Origin of the sequence: Thermoanaerobacterium sp. R66 (assembly GCF_028895185.1) — a bacterium.
GTDB lineage: Bacteria > Bacillota > Thermoanaerobacteria > Thermoanaerobacterales > Thermoanaerobacteraceae > Thermoanaerobacterium.
This window is the reverse complement of sequence record NZ_JAEUWW010000001.1, coordinates 1256605-1271439: the sequence shown is the minus strand read 5'-3', so window position 1 is coordinate 1271439 and position 14835 is coordinate 1256605. Positions and strand designations below refer to the sequence as shown.

Below are 14835 nucleotides of genomic sequence, written 5' to 3'. Positions count from 1 at the left end.
GTGGGAGTGATGAGAATGCAACCACTAAAGTTTAAACCCATATTTATGGAAAGGATATGGGGCGGAGATGCCTTGAAGACAAAGTACGGCTTTAATGGGCCTTACGGCAAAAAGATAGGTGAGCTTTGGTGCATTTCTGACAATACAACTGCTGTAAGTGAAGTAGATGGCGGTATTTACGATGGAGTTAAATTAAGCGAACTTGCAAATAAGCATGGAGACGAGCTTTATGGAGAAGGCAAATCGTACGATAGATTTCCATTGCTTATAAAGATAATAGATGCCAATGATAAATTATCTGTTCAAGTGCATCCAGATGATGATTACGCTTATCATCATGAAAATGGCGATATAGGCAAGACAGAAATGTGGTATATAATCGATGCAAAGCCTGGTGCCAAACTTATCTGTGGTTTAAAAGAAGGCACGACGAAGGAACAATTTAAGTCATTGCTTGAAAAGGAAAGACTTGAAGAATGTCTCAATGAGATAGAGGTAAAGCCAGGAGATGTAGTGTACATACCTTCAGGGATGGTACACGCCATCGGAGAAGGCATATTAATCTGCGAAATACAGCAGAATTCGGATTTAACTTACAGAGTTTATGATTACAATAGAGTAGATGACAATGGAAACAAAAGAGAGCTTCACATTGATAAAGCTTTAGACGTGATTGATTTTAATTTAAAAAGCGATAAAATAGTTCCTAAATATAAAAAGGTAGATGGGGGAAGCATCGCCAATGTCGTTCAGTCAAAATACTTTAAAACGGATGTAATCTATGTTGACTCAACGGTCAATATAGAGACTAACGGCATTTTTAATACGTTGGTGATGGTAGAAGGCGAAGGAAAGATAATTTACGAAGATGGAGAAGCCGATTTGAAAAGCGGTGAATCGCTTTTGATACCTGCGTCAATTGGCAAATACACCATTACTGGCAATTGCAAACTTATAAGGTCTTACGTGTAGAAAGTGATGTTGACATAGAGGTAAAAATATAATATACTAAACATGTGAGGCGAGTGGGGTTATAGCCCAGCTGGTTAGAGCGCTACGTTGACATCGTAGAGGTCACAGGTTCGAGCCCTGTTAACCCCACCATTTTAACTAATTTAAAATTTAAATATGGATTTTTAAGTGGGGTTATAGCCCAGCCGGTTAGAGCGCTACGCTCACATCGTAGAGGCCACAGGTTCGAATCCTGTTAACCCCACCAATCTGAAATATGCAGCTTAAAAAGCTGTTTTTATTTTGCAAAAAACCGCCTCTAAAAGGCGGCTTGAAGATTAGAAAGCATTGATTAAATTAAGCCATTCTTTAGCAATGAGGGCATGCCCCGCATTTGTGGGATGCACACCATCTGAAGCCCAAAAAGCTGGATCTTTTGCGGTTGAATATTTTGCCATGATGCCATCCAGCGGGATGAAATATGCTCCAAATTCCCTTGACAGATTTCTGACCACATGGATTTTTGGATCTAAGTCCACTCTCCATTCTCTTCTGTCTTCAGGGACTGGAAGGACAAAAGGCTCCATGATGATGATTTTTGCGTCAAGATTTTCTCTTGTCTTTTCAAGTATGTATCTATAATCTTCTTCGAATTTTTTCGGTGATGTGTAGTCGTTGTTGTCGTAATTTCTCCATGTATCATTTATCCCAATGAGTATCGACACAACAGTCGGCTTTAAATCTATACAGTCATTTTGCCAGCGTTCTTTGAGATCTCTAACCCTGTTTCCACTTATGCCTCTATTTAAGAATTTTACGTTTAACTCAGGATGTAATGCGTAAAACATTGATGCAATGATATTGGGGTACCCAAATCCCAAATCGTCAGGGTTTTCTCGATTTCTACCAGCATCTGTTACACTGTCGCCTTGAAATAAGACTACATCACCATCTTTTAATAACATATTAAATCACCTCTATTAAAATTGACGATATGATATCGTAAACTATGTTATCACATTTTAGGCGATGATTTCAACTTTTTGACAAAAAAGTAGAAATCATCGCCATCTTATGATATAATTATTTTCGATGGGGATGTAACTCAGCGGGAGAGTACCACATTCGCATTGTGGGAGTCGAGGGTTCAAATCCCTTCATCTCCACTTAGAAAAAAGGGATTGGACATTTAACTTAAGTCCAACCCCCTTTTTTATGCCGATTGATGCCATATCTTTTTATTTTTTTCATTTTAGTGAATGGAATAAAATGTTCCCATGATATAATAATTTGGGAGGGATGATTATGAATGAAATGTGCATAATAGACAGATTCGAAGGTGATTACGCTGTAATTGAGTTTGGGCGTATTACATTTAATTTTCCTCGTACTCTTTTACCGAAAGATTTAAAAGAAGGCGATGTAATAAAGTTTGATGTATACATTGACAGTGAAGAAACGCTTAAGCGAAGCCAGAAAATAAAAAGGCTGGCAGATGAACTTTTTAGAGAGTAGGGAGGTGCATCATGTTTAAAAAAATAGCAATTTTTGGTTTGATATTTGTTTTAGTTTTTTCTTTGGTTGGATGTTCTGACACCACAAATTTCAATCAGAAACAAGGCGAAATTCAGAATTCTACAGTGAAATCTACAGATGGCTTACTTAAAGTGTATTTTATCGATGTGGGACAGGGCGATAGCATTTTTATTAAGACACCTGACAATAAGACAATGCTAATCGATGCTGGTGTACCAGAAATGGGGAAAAAGGTCGTCGACTACATAAAAAGTTTAGGTGTAACAAAAATCGATATATTAGTTGGAACACACCCACACGAAGATCACATTGGTGGAATGGATAGAGTAATAGAAAGCTTTGAAATAGGGAAGTTTTACATGCCCAGAGTAACTACAAACACGAAGACATTTGAATATGTATTAAACGCAGCGAAAAATAAGGGATTGAAGATAGATGTGGCAAAAGCAGGAGTGACTTTGGACCTTGGTCCTTCTGTCAGCGCTGAAATGATAGCGCCAAATAGCTCTAAATACGACGATCTTAACGAATACAGTGCAGTGATAAAACTTGCTTATAAAAACACATCGTTTTTGTTTACTGGCGATGCTGGTGCTGAATCGGAGATGGAAATGATTGAAAAGGGGTATGATTTGAAATCGGATGTACTTAAAGTTGGTCATCATGGAAGCTCAACATCAACTACTGCGAGCTTTTTAGATGATGTCAGTCCTAAATACGCTGTAATCTCCTGTGGAAAAGGCAATGACTACGGACATCCCCACAGTTCTACATTAAAAAAACTTAAAGCCAGAAACATACCGGTCTATAGGACAGACGAATGTGGGACAATAATTGCTTTAAGCAATGGGCAAAGTATTTCGTTTAATGTTAAACCAGGCGATTACACGCCGGGACAAAAAAACTAAAAGCGGATTTTTGTTACATAAATAAGTAGATTTCATGAAAAGATATAACCAGAAAGAATTATGAGGAGGTTATATCTCATGAAAAAATATAAAAAATATATTGCGATGATGTTGACTTTTGTTATGATGCTTGCAACTGTATCATTGGCAGGATGCAAAAGCTCAGTTAAAAAGCCAGTCACATCCAAGAGAAGTTTAAATGTTGTTGGATTTTATGTTGATTCACCTGGGTACGACAACTCATACAATTCGCTTGTAAAATACGCGAAGTATATGGACACGGTTTCGCCACTGTGGCTTACTGTGCAAGGAGATGGATCTGTTAAAGATTCAACAAATCCGCAAGCTTTAAACTTCGCAAAGAAAAATGGTTTAAAAGTTGTACCGCTTGTAAACGTGGCTGACAGCAAGGATTCGGTTTTGCTTGATTCTAAAGTGAAGACTGAGACTATGAATGAGCTTATAAGTCTTCTTAAAAAACATGGATTTGACGGATACAACATAGACTTTGAGTTTATCCCACATGGCACAAAAAATTATGTTAAGGATAAAGACTACCTTACGGCATTTATGGGTACTTTTAGGACGATGATGAAAAGAGAGGGTAAAATCTTAGATATGTCTGTGATTCCTCATTATCAGGTTTCACCTGATATATCGGGAATTTACGATTATCACAAATTGGCGCCATTAGTTGATCATGTGACATTGATGACTTACGACAGGCATAATGCTTCATCGCCACCGGGACCAGTATCACCGGAGCAGTGGGTTGAGAACAATGTGAAGGATGCATTAAAAGAAGGCTTTAAACCAAGTCAGATTTGCCTTGGTGTTGCGACGTATGGATACGATTGGCCTGCAAATAAGTCAGGTGGTTTTTCTGCTCCAACAAAGACGATACTTCAGAATGCTCAGCAGAAAGGCGTGACAGTACAGTGGAGCAATACGTATCAAGAGCCATACTACACGTACTATGACAGCACATATGGCGCCACAAGGCAGGTATGGTTTGAAAATTCTACGACGATGGCTGAGAAAATAGATATAGCGAAAAAATACGGCATTCATGGCATTTGCATATGGAGAATAGGTTTTGAAACACCATCATTTTGGCAGGTTATAGCCAAAAAGATTGGAGCAAAGTAAGTAGTAGCCACTCGCATAGCGGGTGGTTTTTGATTCATCTGTAAATTCAATAAAACGTTGACTTACTGTTAAAAGAATAATATAATCAAATCATGACAAATAAACATATATTGGAGGTTAGTTATGTATATACCATCTATTAGCCCGTATGCATTTAAAATTGGACCGATTGCTGTACATTGGTACGGAATTTTTATGGCTTTATCTATAGCTGCTGGTGCATATTACTTGTACGTTAGGTCGAAAGAGCTTAACTACGATGAAGATTTCTTGTTAAATCTTTTGATGATTGTGGTCATATCCGGAATAGTAGGAGCAAGATTGATGTTTGTATTGGCGAATGACATTGATTGGTTTTACAAAGATCCGATACAGATTCTTAAGATTTATCAAGGTGGACTATCATGGCATGGAGCTGTATTGGGAGGATTTCTTGCAGGCCTTTATTACTGCCGTAAGAAAAACGTCAAGATAAATCCATTGGAAGATTATGCTGTCATAGGATTGGCTATAGGGAATATGCTTGTAAGAATAGGAAATATATTTAACCAAGAGGTTTTGGGAAGGCAGACTGACTTTGCTTTTGGAAGATGGCCTGCACAATTAGTTGGTGTAGCAATGGGACTTATTCTTTTAATACGTTATTTCTACATCGAGAGAAAGCACATGCCGTACGGGTATCAGTTTTGGTCTTTTATATTTTATTATCAGCTTATGAGAGGGCTTATTGAAGAAACTGTAAGGGACAATCCACTGTTTTGGCCAGTTTATCTGAATAAGCACCTTGGAATTGGATTTTTTACTTTGACGCAGATTGCAACTCCTTTCATACTTATATTGGCATATTGGATGATGAGGCGTGTATTAAATGATCCAGAAAATAAGAAAGTAAATTATTGACCTGCTTTACGCGGGTTTTTTATATAATGAAAAATGAGAGAGGGAGATTGTGATGGAGAAAAAAGAATTATTTAAAAGATTGCTTTCGATGATAGAGAAATCATCAAGTGAGATAGATGATTTAAACTATTTTTACCATGAGGTTGTGAAAATATTGGACAGCAATTTGTCTTACTACAATTGGACAGGTTTTTATTTCATGGAAGATGGAATGTTAAAACTTGGTCCATACATAGGAAGGCCCACAGAACATGTGAAGATAAACGTTGGTCAAGGTATATGTGGCAGAGCTGTGGCTGAAAATGCTACAATTGTCGTTGACGATGTGACAAAAGAGGACAATTACTTGGCTTGTAGCATTGAGACAAAGTCTGAGATAGTAGTGCCTATAAGAATTGGTGATGAAATAATCGGCGAAATTGACATAGACAGCGATGAAAAAGCGGCTTTTGACGATGATGATAGAGCATTTTTAGAAGCTGTGGCAGAAATAGTCAGCAAAAAAATAAAAAATGATCATATAATATCAGAGAAAACAGAGAAAGGAGAGACAACATGAAAAGATCTTCTGTTGTGTTGATATCAGTAGCAGCAGTAGTGCTATTAATAGTTGTTTACTTTTTTTCAAGTTATAACGGGCTTGTAAGTCAGCAGGAAAATGTAAATAGCAAGTGGAGTCAAATAGAAAATCAGCTACAAAGGAGGGCTGATTTGATTCCTAATCTCGTTGAGACTGTAAAAGGTTATGCTGCTCATGAACAGTCTGTGTTTGATAGCGTAAATAAAGCCAGAGAGAAGCTTCTTGCTGCAAATACGGTTCAAGAAAAAGCCAACGCCAATGATGAGCTTGGAACAGCTTTAGGAAGGCTTCTGGCCATATCAGAAAACTATCCTAACTTAAAAGCCGATCAAAATTTCAGGCAGTTAAGCGATGAATTGGCAGGTACAGAAAATAGGATCGCTGTTGCCAGAATGGATTACAACAATGCTGTTCAACAGTATAACACCAGCATAAGGCAGTTTCCTAACGTCATCATAGCAAGGATGTTTGGATTTACGGAGAAACAGTATTTTAAAGCACAAGCATCAGCATCAGAAGTTCCAAAAGTCGATTTTTCGAAATAGGGAGGTTATGTGGTGTTAAAATATGCTAAAACATTATTTTTGCTGATATTTTTTCCTATACTAATTTTTGGTCAAATATTTGCTGCTACAATTCCTCCTAAGCCTTCCCAGTACGATTATGTGTACGACTACGCAAAACTTATGAGCCAAAACGATATTGATACAATAAGAAACATAGGGAAAGAGATAGAAAACTTAACTGGTGCTCAGATCATCGTAGTGACGGTTGACGATATAGGAGACTATCAAATATCAGATTATGCATTAAACTTATTTAGAAACTGGGGAATTGGACAGAAAGACAAAAATAATGGCGTACTTCTTTTAGTAGATAAAAAAAGGCTATTGGAGGGATTAAGCGGCAAAGTATTTATATCTGTCGGATATGGATTGGAAGGCGCTATTCCAGATTCTGTAGCAGGAAGGATTTTGGACGATTACGTACTGCCTAAATGGAATGATAAAGATTATTCCGGGGGCATCGTAGAAGGATATAAAGCAATAGCCACATTGGTTGCCAAAGAATACAATGTGGATTTAAAAAATGTTGACCAAAGCCAGTATACTCAGCAAAATGACAGTAGCAGTAAAAAAGCGGAAGGAATAATTTCTGTAATTGCTCTAATAATATTGCTTATCATTTTTTCTAATATACGTGGATGGTGGTGGCGTGGTCCTGGCGGGTTTGGCCCTGGAGGATTCGGTGGCTTTGGCGGATTTGGAACCGGCGGTGGTGGCTTCGGAGGAGGCTTTGGCAGCGGAGGAGGTGGAAGTTTTGGCGGCGGATCCACCGGTGGAGGTGGAGCTGGCCGCTAAACTCTGAACTTTCCCCTTTCATATTGCTTTGGCCATTCTACATCTTCTTTAAGGTCGTGGGCTGCATACAGTGGCCAATACGGATTTCTCAGAAGCTCACGGCCTAACGCTATTAAATCAGCTTTTCCGTCTTTGAGGATTTGTTCAGCCATTTCAGCTTTTGTTATTAAGCCTACTGCCGCTGTTTTAAAACCAAGCTGGCTTTTTATTTTTTCAGAGTATTTGACTTGATAGCCAGGATAAAGATCGATTTTCGCATTTAGAAGTCCACCGCTGCTTGCATCTATCACGTCTACGCCTAAAGGCTTTATGTATGATAAAATTTTTATCATTTCGTCAATGTCGATGCCGCCTTCAATGTAATCGTCGGATGAAACTCTTACAAATATAGGTTTATTTTCTGGCCATACTTTTTTTACAGCTTCTATGACTTCTTTAAGCATTCTCACTCTGTTAGTGACATCACCGCCGTATTCGTCATTTCTCTTGTTTGACAGGGGCGACAGAAATTCGTGTAGCAAATAACCGTGTGCCGCATGTATTTCAATGACATCAAAACCAGCATTCAAGGCTCTTACTGCTGCATCTTTAAACTTTTCTACGATAGCCTTTATTTCTTCTTTTGTGAGTTCATGTGGCAATTTATAATCATCGCTCCAGTTTATTGCTGAAGGCGCAACAGGCGTTTCATCTGCCACTTCTGATTTTCTTCCAGCATGGGCTAATTGTATTCCCATTGTAACACCGTATTTTTTGCACTCATCAACAATTCTTTTGAGTGGTTCTACCTGTTGGTCGTTCCAGATGCCAAGATCGCGATCAGTTATTCGCCCTCGACTTTCTACTGCCGTTGCTTCAACCATTATTAACCCTACACCGCCGACGGCTCTGCTTAAGTAGTGAACAAAGTGCCAACTGTTTGCAAGTCCATCTTTGTCAGCGGAATACTGACACATTGGAGACATCATAATCCTGTTTTTTATAGTAATGTCTTTTATTTTTATGGGTGTAAACAACATAAAAACATCTCCTTTCAAAATATATATTACCACTTAAGCTACAAAAATAAAAATTATTAAATAAAAAGTTATTTTATATGCAAAAACGTATTCATTAAGATTGTTTTATTTCTATTTTCCGCAATTCGTGTTATAATATATGTTGTAGATTTTAAAAAGGAGGGCGTAACGTGAGAGAAAGAGTAGAAGAAGTTTTAAAGCTTTTAAGACCTTCTCTTCAAGCAGATGGCGGAGATGTAGAACTCGTCGACGTTACTGACGATGGCGTAGTTCAGGTAAGGCTTACAGGTGCTTGCGGCGGCTGTCCATTTGCAGTAATGACATTGAAAGAAGGAATAGAGAGAGCAATAAAGGAAGAAATACCTGAAGTAAAGGAAGTTGTTGCTCTTTAAAGATAAAAAATCCGGAATTAACCGGATTTTTTTGTGTTAAAAAAAGGATTTTTTAAAAATACATAGAATACTATATATGGTAATATTTTACTTAATGGAGGTATTCTATGTATGATTAAAAGGATTTTTCTTTTGACTTTGACATTGGTAATGGTATTCAGCTTAAATGCTTTTTCATTTGGTTTCCCCAACGATATTCAAAATCAAGATTACTTAAAATTGTTAAAAGATAAGATGCCATTTATAAGTAATATGTCGGTAGATCAAATCAGAAAAAATAGCGATGGATCTATCCAAATAAACATGAAAAGCGATGGCGACATATATAAAACCCTTGATGCTGTATTAGACAATGGAAATATCAAAAGCGTGGATTATTATGTTGATCAAATGAAATACTTATTTGGCAAAAGCGGTAAATCAAAAATAAGGAAGGACGATGCTGTAATAATAGGCAAAGAACTTTTGGAAAATATTTTTGGAGAAAAATTTGGTTATGTATCTGAGGTTAATGATTCAACGTATATTGATGATGCTTTGGAAAGACCAATAATTTATAAATTTCGTTACAAGAATTTAGTTGACGATATACCTGTGTACAATATAGATGCTTATGTTTACATTGACTCTGAAAGTGGCGATATATTGAAATTAAAAGGACAAAGTATAGGTGTGTCATCTTATAATAAAGACATAAAGACGATTGGCAGTGTTGATGCCTTGAAAGCGTTTAATAGCAAACTTGATCCTACTCTTGTGTATTTGAAAAACAACAACGATGATTTTCCTAAATATCGGCTGTACTATGCTTTAAGCATCGATTATAATCTCGTTGGTATAGACGCAGTAAATGGTGATTTGGTAGATTTTAATGGTAATATGCTATATGATGATGTTTTAAAGATTAAGTGTGATGCCAATGATTTTAAAAAATCGTATAGCATAGTAGCTTACGATGAGGCATTGAAAATAGCAATGAATGAAATGAATAACTTTCACATAAATGATATTAAAGTATTAGACAGCAAGACAATTGAAAGGTATTTTCTCACTGAAAGAGAAACATATACATTTAATATGAACCATACTGATAGAAATTTAATAGCCAATGCAAATATAGCAGTCGACAAAGAGACAGGAAATATAATAAGCGAGAACGTAGATATTTCTGACGATGATGGGTTATTTGATACGTATGGCAATTTGGACAGAATAATCGGTTTTACAAAGGAAATTTTAAGAGGAAAAGATTGCAATTTGGATCTTTTAAAGAAACCTGCCATAGAAGATGATGATTATACATACGTATTTTATCGAGTTTACAATGGTGCAATAGTTCTGGATAATTATGTGAGAATTAAAATAGATAAAAACGGCAAAATAATAAATGTCTCATTAAATTGGGATGAGGCCCATAAACCATCAACAACAGATATTTTGAATGAAAGTATTGCAAAAAATATATTAGTAGGTGAAAAACCATCTCTTTATTATTTATACACAAGTAAATATGAGCTTATGCCAATATATCGTTTGTCTACAATGGATTCAATAGTGGATGCATTAACTGGTCAAAAGGTATCTGTAAATGAATTTGAAAAAGGCTATTAGGAGATGATACTATGGATGAAAAATTAAAGATAGAGGCGGCTAAAGAGTTGGGGCTATTAGATAAGGTACATAAGGTAGGATGGTCGAACTTGACGGCACAAGAAACAGGGAAAATTGGAGCCATTGTGAAAAAGAAAAAATATAAATCGGCCATGTAAAATTTTTGTTGTGGTGGTATACTTGTATTTGAGGTGAGACAAATGGGTCAAGAGGATGTATATGAAAAAGTTGCAAGGTTGATAGAGAATTCTAAAAAGACTGTTGTGCTGACGGGTGCTGGAATATCTACAGAAAGTGGTATTCCTGATTTCAGAAGTCCAGGAACTGGACTTTGGGAAAAGATGGACCCTATGGAAGCACTGTCAACAAGAGTTTTATACAATGACCCTAAAAAGTTTTACGACAATGGTTTTAAGATTTTGTTGTCCATGAAAGATGCAAAGCCAAACAAAGCACACTATATATTGGCGCAACTGGAGCAGGATGGGTTTGTATCATGCGTAATTACCCAAAACATAGATAATTTGCACCAAAAAGCAGGATCGAAGAAAGTATACGAAGTACACGGCCAGACGAGGACAGGAAGTTGCACAAATTGTGGTACAGTGGTACCAATTGATTTATTGGAGGTCAAAGTGTCTAAAGGGGAAATCCCGCCTAAATGCGACAAATGCAATGGGATTTTAAGGCCAGATGTTGTGATGTTTGGAGATCAGATGCCTGAAGATTTTGAAAAGGCATGGCATGAGGCTGAAGACAGCGATTTGATGATAGTCATTGGCTCATCGCTTACCGTATCACCTGTAAACTTTCTTCCGGGACTATCAAAGCATCTTGTCATAATAAATAAGTCAGAGACACCTGAAGATAGAAGGGCCGATGCAATTATAAGAGAATCGGCAGGCGAAGCTTTAAGCAAAATCGTAAGATATTTAAAGACGGCACAACAAGGCTAAAATTCATTTGACAATGTATATGTTTCAGTGCTATTATAAAGAAGTAAATTATTTATCACGTTTGGAGGAAGATATAATGGTAAGAGGTAAAGTAAAATGGTTCAATGCTGAGAAAGGTTATGGCTTCATAGAAAGAGAAGGAGGCTCAGACGTATTCGTTCATTACTCAGCAATTGAACAGGATGGTTTTAAGACGTTAGAAGAAGGACAGGAAGTCGAGTTTGATATAGTGGAGGCCGAAAAAGGGCCACAAGCCGCTAACGTTAAAAAAGTTTCCTAATGGAGAAAATCAACCCTAACAGCAATGTTAGGGTTTTGAAATATATAGCAATATATATTTTACGAGATGCGAAAAAAATTAAAAAAGGATATTGACGAATCGGCATTTTTTATGTATACTAATACTTGTCACGGAAATTGGTCGTATAGCTCAGCTGGGAGAGCACCTGCCTTACAAGCAGGGGGTCATAGGTTCGAGCCCTATTGCGACCACTGTCATGGCCCAATAGCTCAGTTGGTTAGAGCGCCAGCCTGTCACGCTGGAGGTCGAGGGTTCGAGCCCCTTTTGGGTCGCCATAAAATTTAAAAAGCCTCGATAGCTCAGTCGGTAGAGCAAGGGACTGAAAATCCCTGTGTCAGTGGTTCGATTCCACTTCGAGGCACCATTAAGTTAAGCGGACATAGCTCAGTTGGTAGAGCATCACCTTGCCAAGGTGAGGGTCGCGAGTTCGAGTCTCGTTGTCCGCTCCAAAATTTGGCGGCATAGCCAAGTGGTAAGGCAGAGGTCTGCAAAACCTTTATCTCCAGTTCGAATCTGGATGCCGCCTCCATATTTAATCAAGCGATATCAAGCCTTTCATGGCTTTTATTTTTTATTCAATTTCTAAAAATAAATCCGTGACAATCCCATGACAATCCGAGATTTTTATTGCATAATTTCTATTGATTCTATAGCTTGTTTTTGAATATCTGGTAATACATGCGAATACGTATCAAGAGTAATGCTTACATTAGCATGGCCCAATCTTTCGCTTACAATTTTAGGATTTATTCCTTTCTTTAATAACCATGTAGCGTGTGTATGCCTTAAATCATGAAAACGGATAATTTCTATAGGAGCTTTATTGTTCTCTTTGTTATAAGCTTTTTCGTATAACTGAAATCTTTTAGAAATGTACTGTGGAATAAAAGGATCTCCATTTTCATGAGTGCATACAAAATTGTTATCATTATATAATTCACCTAGTAGTAATTTATTTTCAATTTGTTTTTTCCTTTGTGCTTTAAGAGCTTCTATTGTCGTTTTAAATAATACAATTTTGCGCTTGGATTTTTTTGTTTTTGGTTCTTTTAAGGTTAATGTTCCATATAGATATTGCATATTTGATGTAACATATATAACTCCGTTAATTAAATCAACATTTTCCCATTTAAGTGCGGATATTTCGCCTTCACGCATACCTGTTTCTAATGCTATTTTAACCGGGAGATATATTTTTTCATCTTTTATAAAGTCTAAAAAGTTTTTTGCGGTATCTTCATCCCATACCTTCATTTCGTTTTTTACTACTTTAGGTGGTGTAACGGAATCAGATGGGTTGTTATATATCATTTGCCAGCCTACAGCATGTTTTAAGGCTAGATGCAACATTCTATGTATTTTCAATATTGTACTATTAGATAATGTACCTTCATCAACAAGTTTGCTATAGTATTGTTGTATGTGTGCTGGTTTTAAATCTTGAAGTTTTGCAATACCAATATGATTTTTTATATTAGTTGTAAATTCAGTATACCTTTTGTAAGTGCTATCCGTGACATTGACTTTTGCATATGTTTCAAGCCAATAATCGAGATAATCCGCTAAAGTCATGGTTTTGGAATCTACAAATTGTCCAGTTTCCAACTCTCTAATTAATTTGTTCATAGCTTTTTCGCAGTCAGATTGCCTCTTAAATGTTTTTGATTTGTATTTTTTCTTCCCAGTGATAGGATCTTTGCCAATATAAACAACATATTGCCATCCATCTCCATGCTTTCTGATATGGCCACGCATAGATAATACCTCCTTTATTTGTTTTCCCTAAAACCAAAAATTTTTTCTCCACACTCAAAACATATCAATTTTGCGTCTTCGGATTTCTCAAAGGCTTTTACTTCATCAGGCGTTAAAGAAATTTTAAACATTTTCCCGCACATACTGCATTTTGCAATTGATATAATATTGCTGGCTGATTTCTTATCTTTATCAGTCATTTTTATTACTCTCCTTTTGCATCTTCTTCTTCGATATTTTTGATTATTCTTACAATTTGTTTTATACTTTCATGCGACAATTTACTGTTTTTATCACGTAGTGTTACGCCAATTATATTAGGTCTTACAGTAAGATAGAAGTTGAGTAACTCTAGATCGTCTTGCAATGCTTCAACTATTTCCTTTTCATTTGGATAGTAGTCATACATATTATTTCCTCCATTTTTACATGATTTTATATGCTGCTATTTCTTCAGCAACATTAAAAGCATTTATGATTTGTCCGTATGTCATAAAATCTTCATTTGTTGTCTGAATTAATAAATATGTACCAAATAGATTAGCTTCTAATTCTAATCTATTTTCAAAATACGTATATGCTTTCAGAAAAGGGCAATTTTCTCTAGGATGCAGAACAGCATGTCCGAGTTCATGAGAACATACTATAATTTTATTCCTATAATCTAAGTCGCTATTAACATATATTTGTTTGTTACGATGTGTATATTTGTAAAATCCATATATATTTCCTAATGGGAATATAAAAACATCTACATTCAACCATTCTGACAGTTCAAGAGGGTTATTTGTTTTATACTTTTTAGCCAATTTCCTTGCAATTGAAGATATTTGTTCCCGTGAGTACAAAACACTCACCTCTATTTACGATATTTTTTAGGCGTATATTTCTCTTTGTTTTTTATTTTTGCCATACGCAAACCGAATTCTAAAGCCTGTTTTAGCAATTCTCTGTCTTCATCTGTAATCGGTTCATTATAAAACATCAATCCGTCTGCATGTTCCAAATCATTCATCATTTTTTCGAGATCTTTTGCAATATCCTTCTTGTCTTTTTCTGTAAGTTTGTCTTGTACTATTTTCTCTGGATTGCGAATATCAGTGCGCCCTAAAAGATAATCTACGCTAACATTAAAATAATTTGCTAATTTATTTAACGTTTCCTTGTCTGGAGAACGCAATCCTGATTCATATTTTGCTATTGTAGAATAAGAAACATTTAAAAATTTTGCTAGTTCGTAACGGTCTTTTTTGTATTCATTTCGTAAATCTTTTAGTCTATCTTTGAATTCCAAATTGTCCACCTCCTATTATTTTTTTCTTAATTTTAACACAATAAGTCCAAAAAATAAATATTTTTATCCATTTTGGATAAAAAACTATTGACATTGGACTTAAAGTCGCATATAATATAATC

At 36.2% G+C, this 14835-nt stretch carries 20 protein-coding genes and 8 tRNA genes; 21 read left to right on the top strand and 7 right to left on the bottom strand.

Features of this window, described 5'->3' with window-relative positions:
• Positions 1-15 precede the first annotated feature (15 nt).
• The 3 genes from manA (at position 16) to JJQ93_RS06470 (ending at position 1219) form a co-directional block, all read left to right on the top strand.
• Positions 16-972 carry a mannose-6-phosphate isomerase, class I gene (gene manA / locus JJQ93_RS06480; protein ID WP_274893158.1) on the top strand — a complete coding sequence of 319 codons (957 nt, stop codon included), beginning with the start codon at positions 16-18 and terminating at the stop codon, positions 970-972.
• 55 nt (positions 973-1027) lie between these two features.
• Positions 1028-1104: transfer RNA gene (locus tag JJQ93_RS06475), tRNA-Val, on the top strand.
• Positions 1105-1142: 38 nt separating this feature from the next.
• Positions 1143-1219: transfer RNA gene (locus JJQ93_RS06470), tRNA-Val, on the top strand.
• A 70-nt stretch (positions 1220-1289) separates the two neighbouring features.
• Here the strand turns inward: JJQ93_RS06470 and JJQ93_RS06465 are convergent.
• Complete coding sequence (locus JJQ93_RS06465) at positions 1290-1916, bottom strand: SGNH/GDSL hydrolase family protein (protein WP_085111545.1); 627 nt, start codon at positions 1914-1916, stop codon at positions 1290-1292.
• A 129-nt stretch (positions 1917-2045) separates the two neighbouring features.
• Here JJQ93_RS06465 and JJQ93_RS06460 point away from each other — a divergent pair.
• The 8 genes from JJQ93_RS06460 (at position 2046) to JJQ93_RS06425 (ending at position 7385) form a co-directional block, all read left to right on the top strand.
• Positions 2046-2117: transfer RNA gene (locus tag JJQ93_RS06460), tRNA-Ala, on the top strand.
• A 139-nt stretch (positions 2118-2256) separates the two neighbouring features.
• Positions 2257-2466 carry a DUF3006 domain-containing protein gene (locus JJQ93_RS06455; protein WP_085111544.1) on the top strand — a complete coding sequence of 70 codons (210 nt, stop codon included), beginning with the start codon at positions 2257-2259 and terminating at the stop codon, positions 2464-2466.
• An 11-nt stretch (positions 2467-2477) separates the two neighbouring features.
• Entirely contained in the window at positions 2478-3395 is a 918-nt protein-coding gene (locus tag JJQ93_RS06450) for a ComEC/Rec2 family competence protein (protein WP_274893157.1), read from the top strand.
• Between the two features lie 105 nt (positions 3396-3500).
• On the top strand, positions 3501-4544 hold the full coding sequence (locus JJQ93_RS06445) for a glycosyl hydrolase family 18 protein (protein WP_464852159.1): 1044 nt from the start codon (positions 3501-3503) through the stop codon (positions 4542-4544).
• A 123-nt stretch (positions 4545-4667) separates the two neighbouring features.
• Positions 4668-5444: a prolipoprotein diacylglyceryl transferase gene (locus JJQ93_RS06440; RefSeq protein ID WP_085111541.1), complete on the top strand. Its 777-nt coding sequence runs from the start codon at positions 4668-4670 to the stop codon at positions 5442-5444.
• Positions 5445-5496: 52 nt separating this feature from the next.
• A complete protein-coding gene (locus JJQ93_RS06435; RefSeq protein ID WP_274893155.1) occupies positions 5497-6003 on the top strand; it encodes a GAF domain-containing protein in 507 nt (168 codons plus the stop codon).
• Complete coding sequence (locus JJQ93_RS06430) at positions 6000-6569, top strand: LemA family protein (protein ID WP_013787624.1); 570 nt, start codon at positions 6000-6002, stop codon at positions 6567-6569. Before JJQ93_RS06435 ends, JJQ93_RS06430 begins: the two co-directional genes overlap by 4 nt.
• A gap of 12 nt (positions 6570-6581) precedes the next feature.
• Positions 6582-7385 carry a TPM domain-containing protein gene (locus tag JJQ93_RS06425; protein ID WP_274893153.1) on the top strand — a complete coding sequence of 268 codons (804 nt, stop codon included), beginning with the start codon at positions 6582-6584 and terminating at the stop codon, positions 7383-7385.
• Here the strand turns inward: JJQ93_RS06425 and namA are convergent.
• Complete coding sequence (gene namA / locus JJQ93_RS06420; protein WP_274894072.1) at positions 7382-8404, bottom strand: NADPH dehydrogenase NamA; 1023 nt, start codon at positions 8402-8404, stop codon at positions 7382-7384. The genes JJQ93_RS06425 and namA overlap by 4 nt on opposite strands.
• Before the next feature lie 170 nt (positions 8405-8574).
• Between namA and JJQ93_RS06415 the strand changes: the two genes are divergently transcribed.
• The 10 genes from JJQ93_RS06415 to JJQ93_RS06370 all read left to right on the top strand — a co-directional run bounded on the left by JJQ93_RS06415 (position 8575) and on the right by JJQ93_RS06370 (position 12193).
• Positions 8575-8796: a NifU family protein gene (locus JJQ93_RS06415; protein WP_013787627.1), complete on the top strand. Its 222-nt coding sequence runs from the start codon at positions 8575-8577 to the stop codon at positions 8794-8796.
• Between the two features lie 111 nt (positions 8797-8907).
• Positions 8908-10407: a peptidase propeptide domain-containing protein gene (locus JJQ93_RS06410; RefSeq protein WP_274893152.1), complete on the top strand. Its 1500-nt coding sequence runs from the start codon at positions 8908-8910 to the stop codon at positions 10405-10407.
• Between the two features lie 11 nt (positions 10408-10418).
• A complete protein-coding gene (locus JJQ93_RS06405; protein WP_014759292.1) occupies positions 10419-10565 on the top strand; it encodes an alpha/beta-type small acid-soluble spore protein in 147 nt (48 codons plus the stop codon).
• A 42-nt stretch (positions 10566-10607) separates the two neighbouring features.
• Positions 10608-11363, top strand: a complete 756-nt coding sequence (locus JJQ93_RS06400) for an SIR2 family NAD-dependent protein deacylase (protein WP_085111536.1) — start codon at positions 10608-10610, stop codon at positions 11361-11363.
• Between the two features lie 76 nt (positions 11364-11439).
• A complete protein-coding gene (locus JJQ93_RS06395) occupies positions 11440-11643 on the top strand; it encodes a cold-shock protein (protein ID WP_013298441.1) in 204 nt (67 codons plus the stop codon).
• Positions 11644-11782: 139 nt separating this feature from the next.
• Positions 11783-11855: transfer RNA gene (locus JJQ93_RS06390), tRNA-Val, on the top strand.
• Positions 11856-11862: 7 nt separating this feature from the next.
• Positions 11863-11939: transfer RNA gene (locus tag JJQ93_RS06385), tRNA-Asp, on the top strand.
• Between the two features lie 13 nt (positions 11940-11952).
• Positions 11953-12028 (top strand) — tRNA-Phe (locus JJQ93_RS06380).
• A 9-nt stretch (positions 12029-12037) separates the two neighbouring features.
• Positions 12038-12113: transfer RNA gene (locus JJQ93_RS06375), tRNA-Gly, on the top strand.
• A gap of 6 nt (positions 12114-12119) precedes the next feature.
• Positions 12120-12193 (top strand) — tRNA-Cys (locus JJQ93_RS06370).
• Between the two features lie 95 nt (positions 12194-12288).
• On the opposite strand, the gene JJQ93_RS06365 is transcribed toward JJQ93_RS06370, so the two are convergent.
• The 5 genes from JJQ93_RS06365 to JJQ93_RS06345 are packed head-to-tail and all read right to left on the bottom strand — an operon-like array spanning position 12289 to position 14713.
• Complete coding sequence (locus tag JJQ93_RS06365) at positions 12289-13419, bottom strand: site-specific integrase (RefSeq protein ID WP_274893150.1); 1131 nt, start codon at positions 13417-13419, stop codon at positions 12289-12291.
• 14 nt (positions 13420-13433) lie between these two features.
• Entirely contained in the window at positions 13434-13619 is a 186-nt protein-coding gene (locus JJQ93_RS06360) for a hypothetical protein (RefSeq protein ID WP_274893149.1), read from the bottom strand.
• Between the two features lie 5 nt (positions 13620-13624).
• On the bottom strand, positions 13625-13828 hold the full coding sequence (locus tag JJQ93_RS06355) for a hypothetical protein (RefSeq protein WP_274893148.1): 204 nt from the start codon (positions 13826-13828) through the stop codon (positions 13625-13627).
• Positions 13829-13844: 16 nt separating this feature from the next.
• Positions 13845-14228: an ImmA/IrrE family metallo-endopeptidase gene (locus JJQ93_RS06350; RefSeq protein ID WP_274893147.1), complete on the bottom strand. Its 384-nt coding sequence runs from the start codon at positions 14226-14228 to the stop codon at positions 13845-13847.
• A gap of 50 nt (positions 14229-14278) precedes the next feature.
• Positions 14279-14713: a helix-turn-helix domain-containing protein gene (locus JJQ93_RS06345; protein WP_274893146.1), complete on the bottom strand. Its 435-nt coding sequence runs from the start codon at positions 14711-14713 to the stop codon at positions 14279-14281.
• Positions 14714-14835 lie beyond the last annotated feature (122 nt).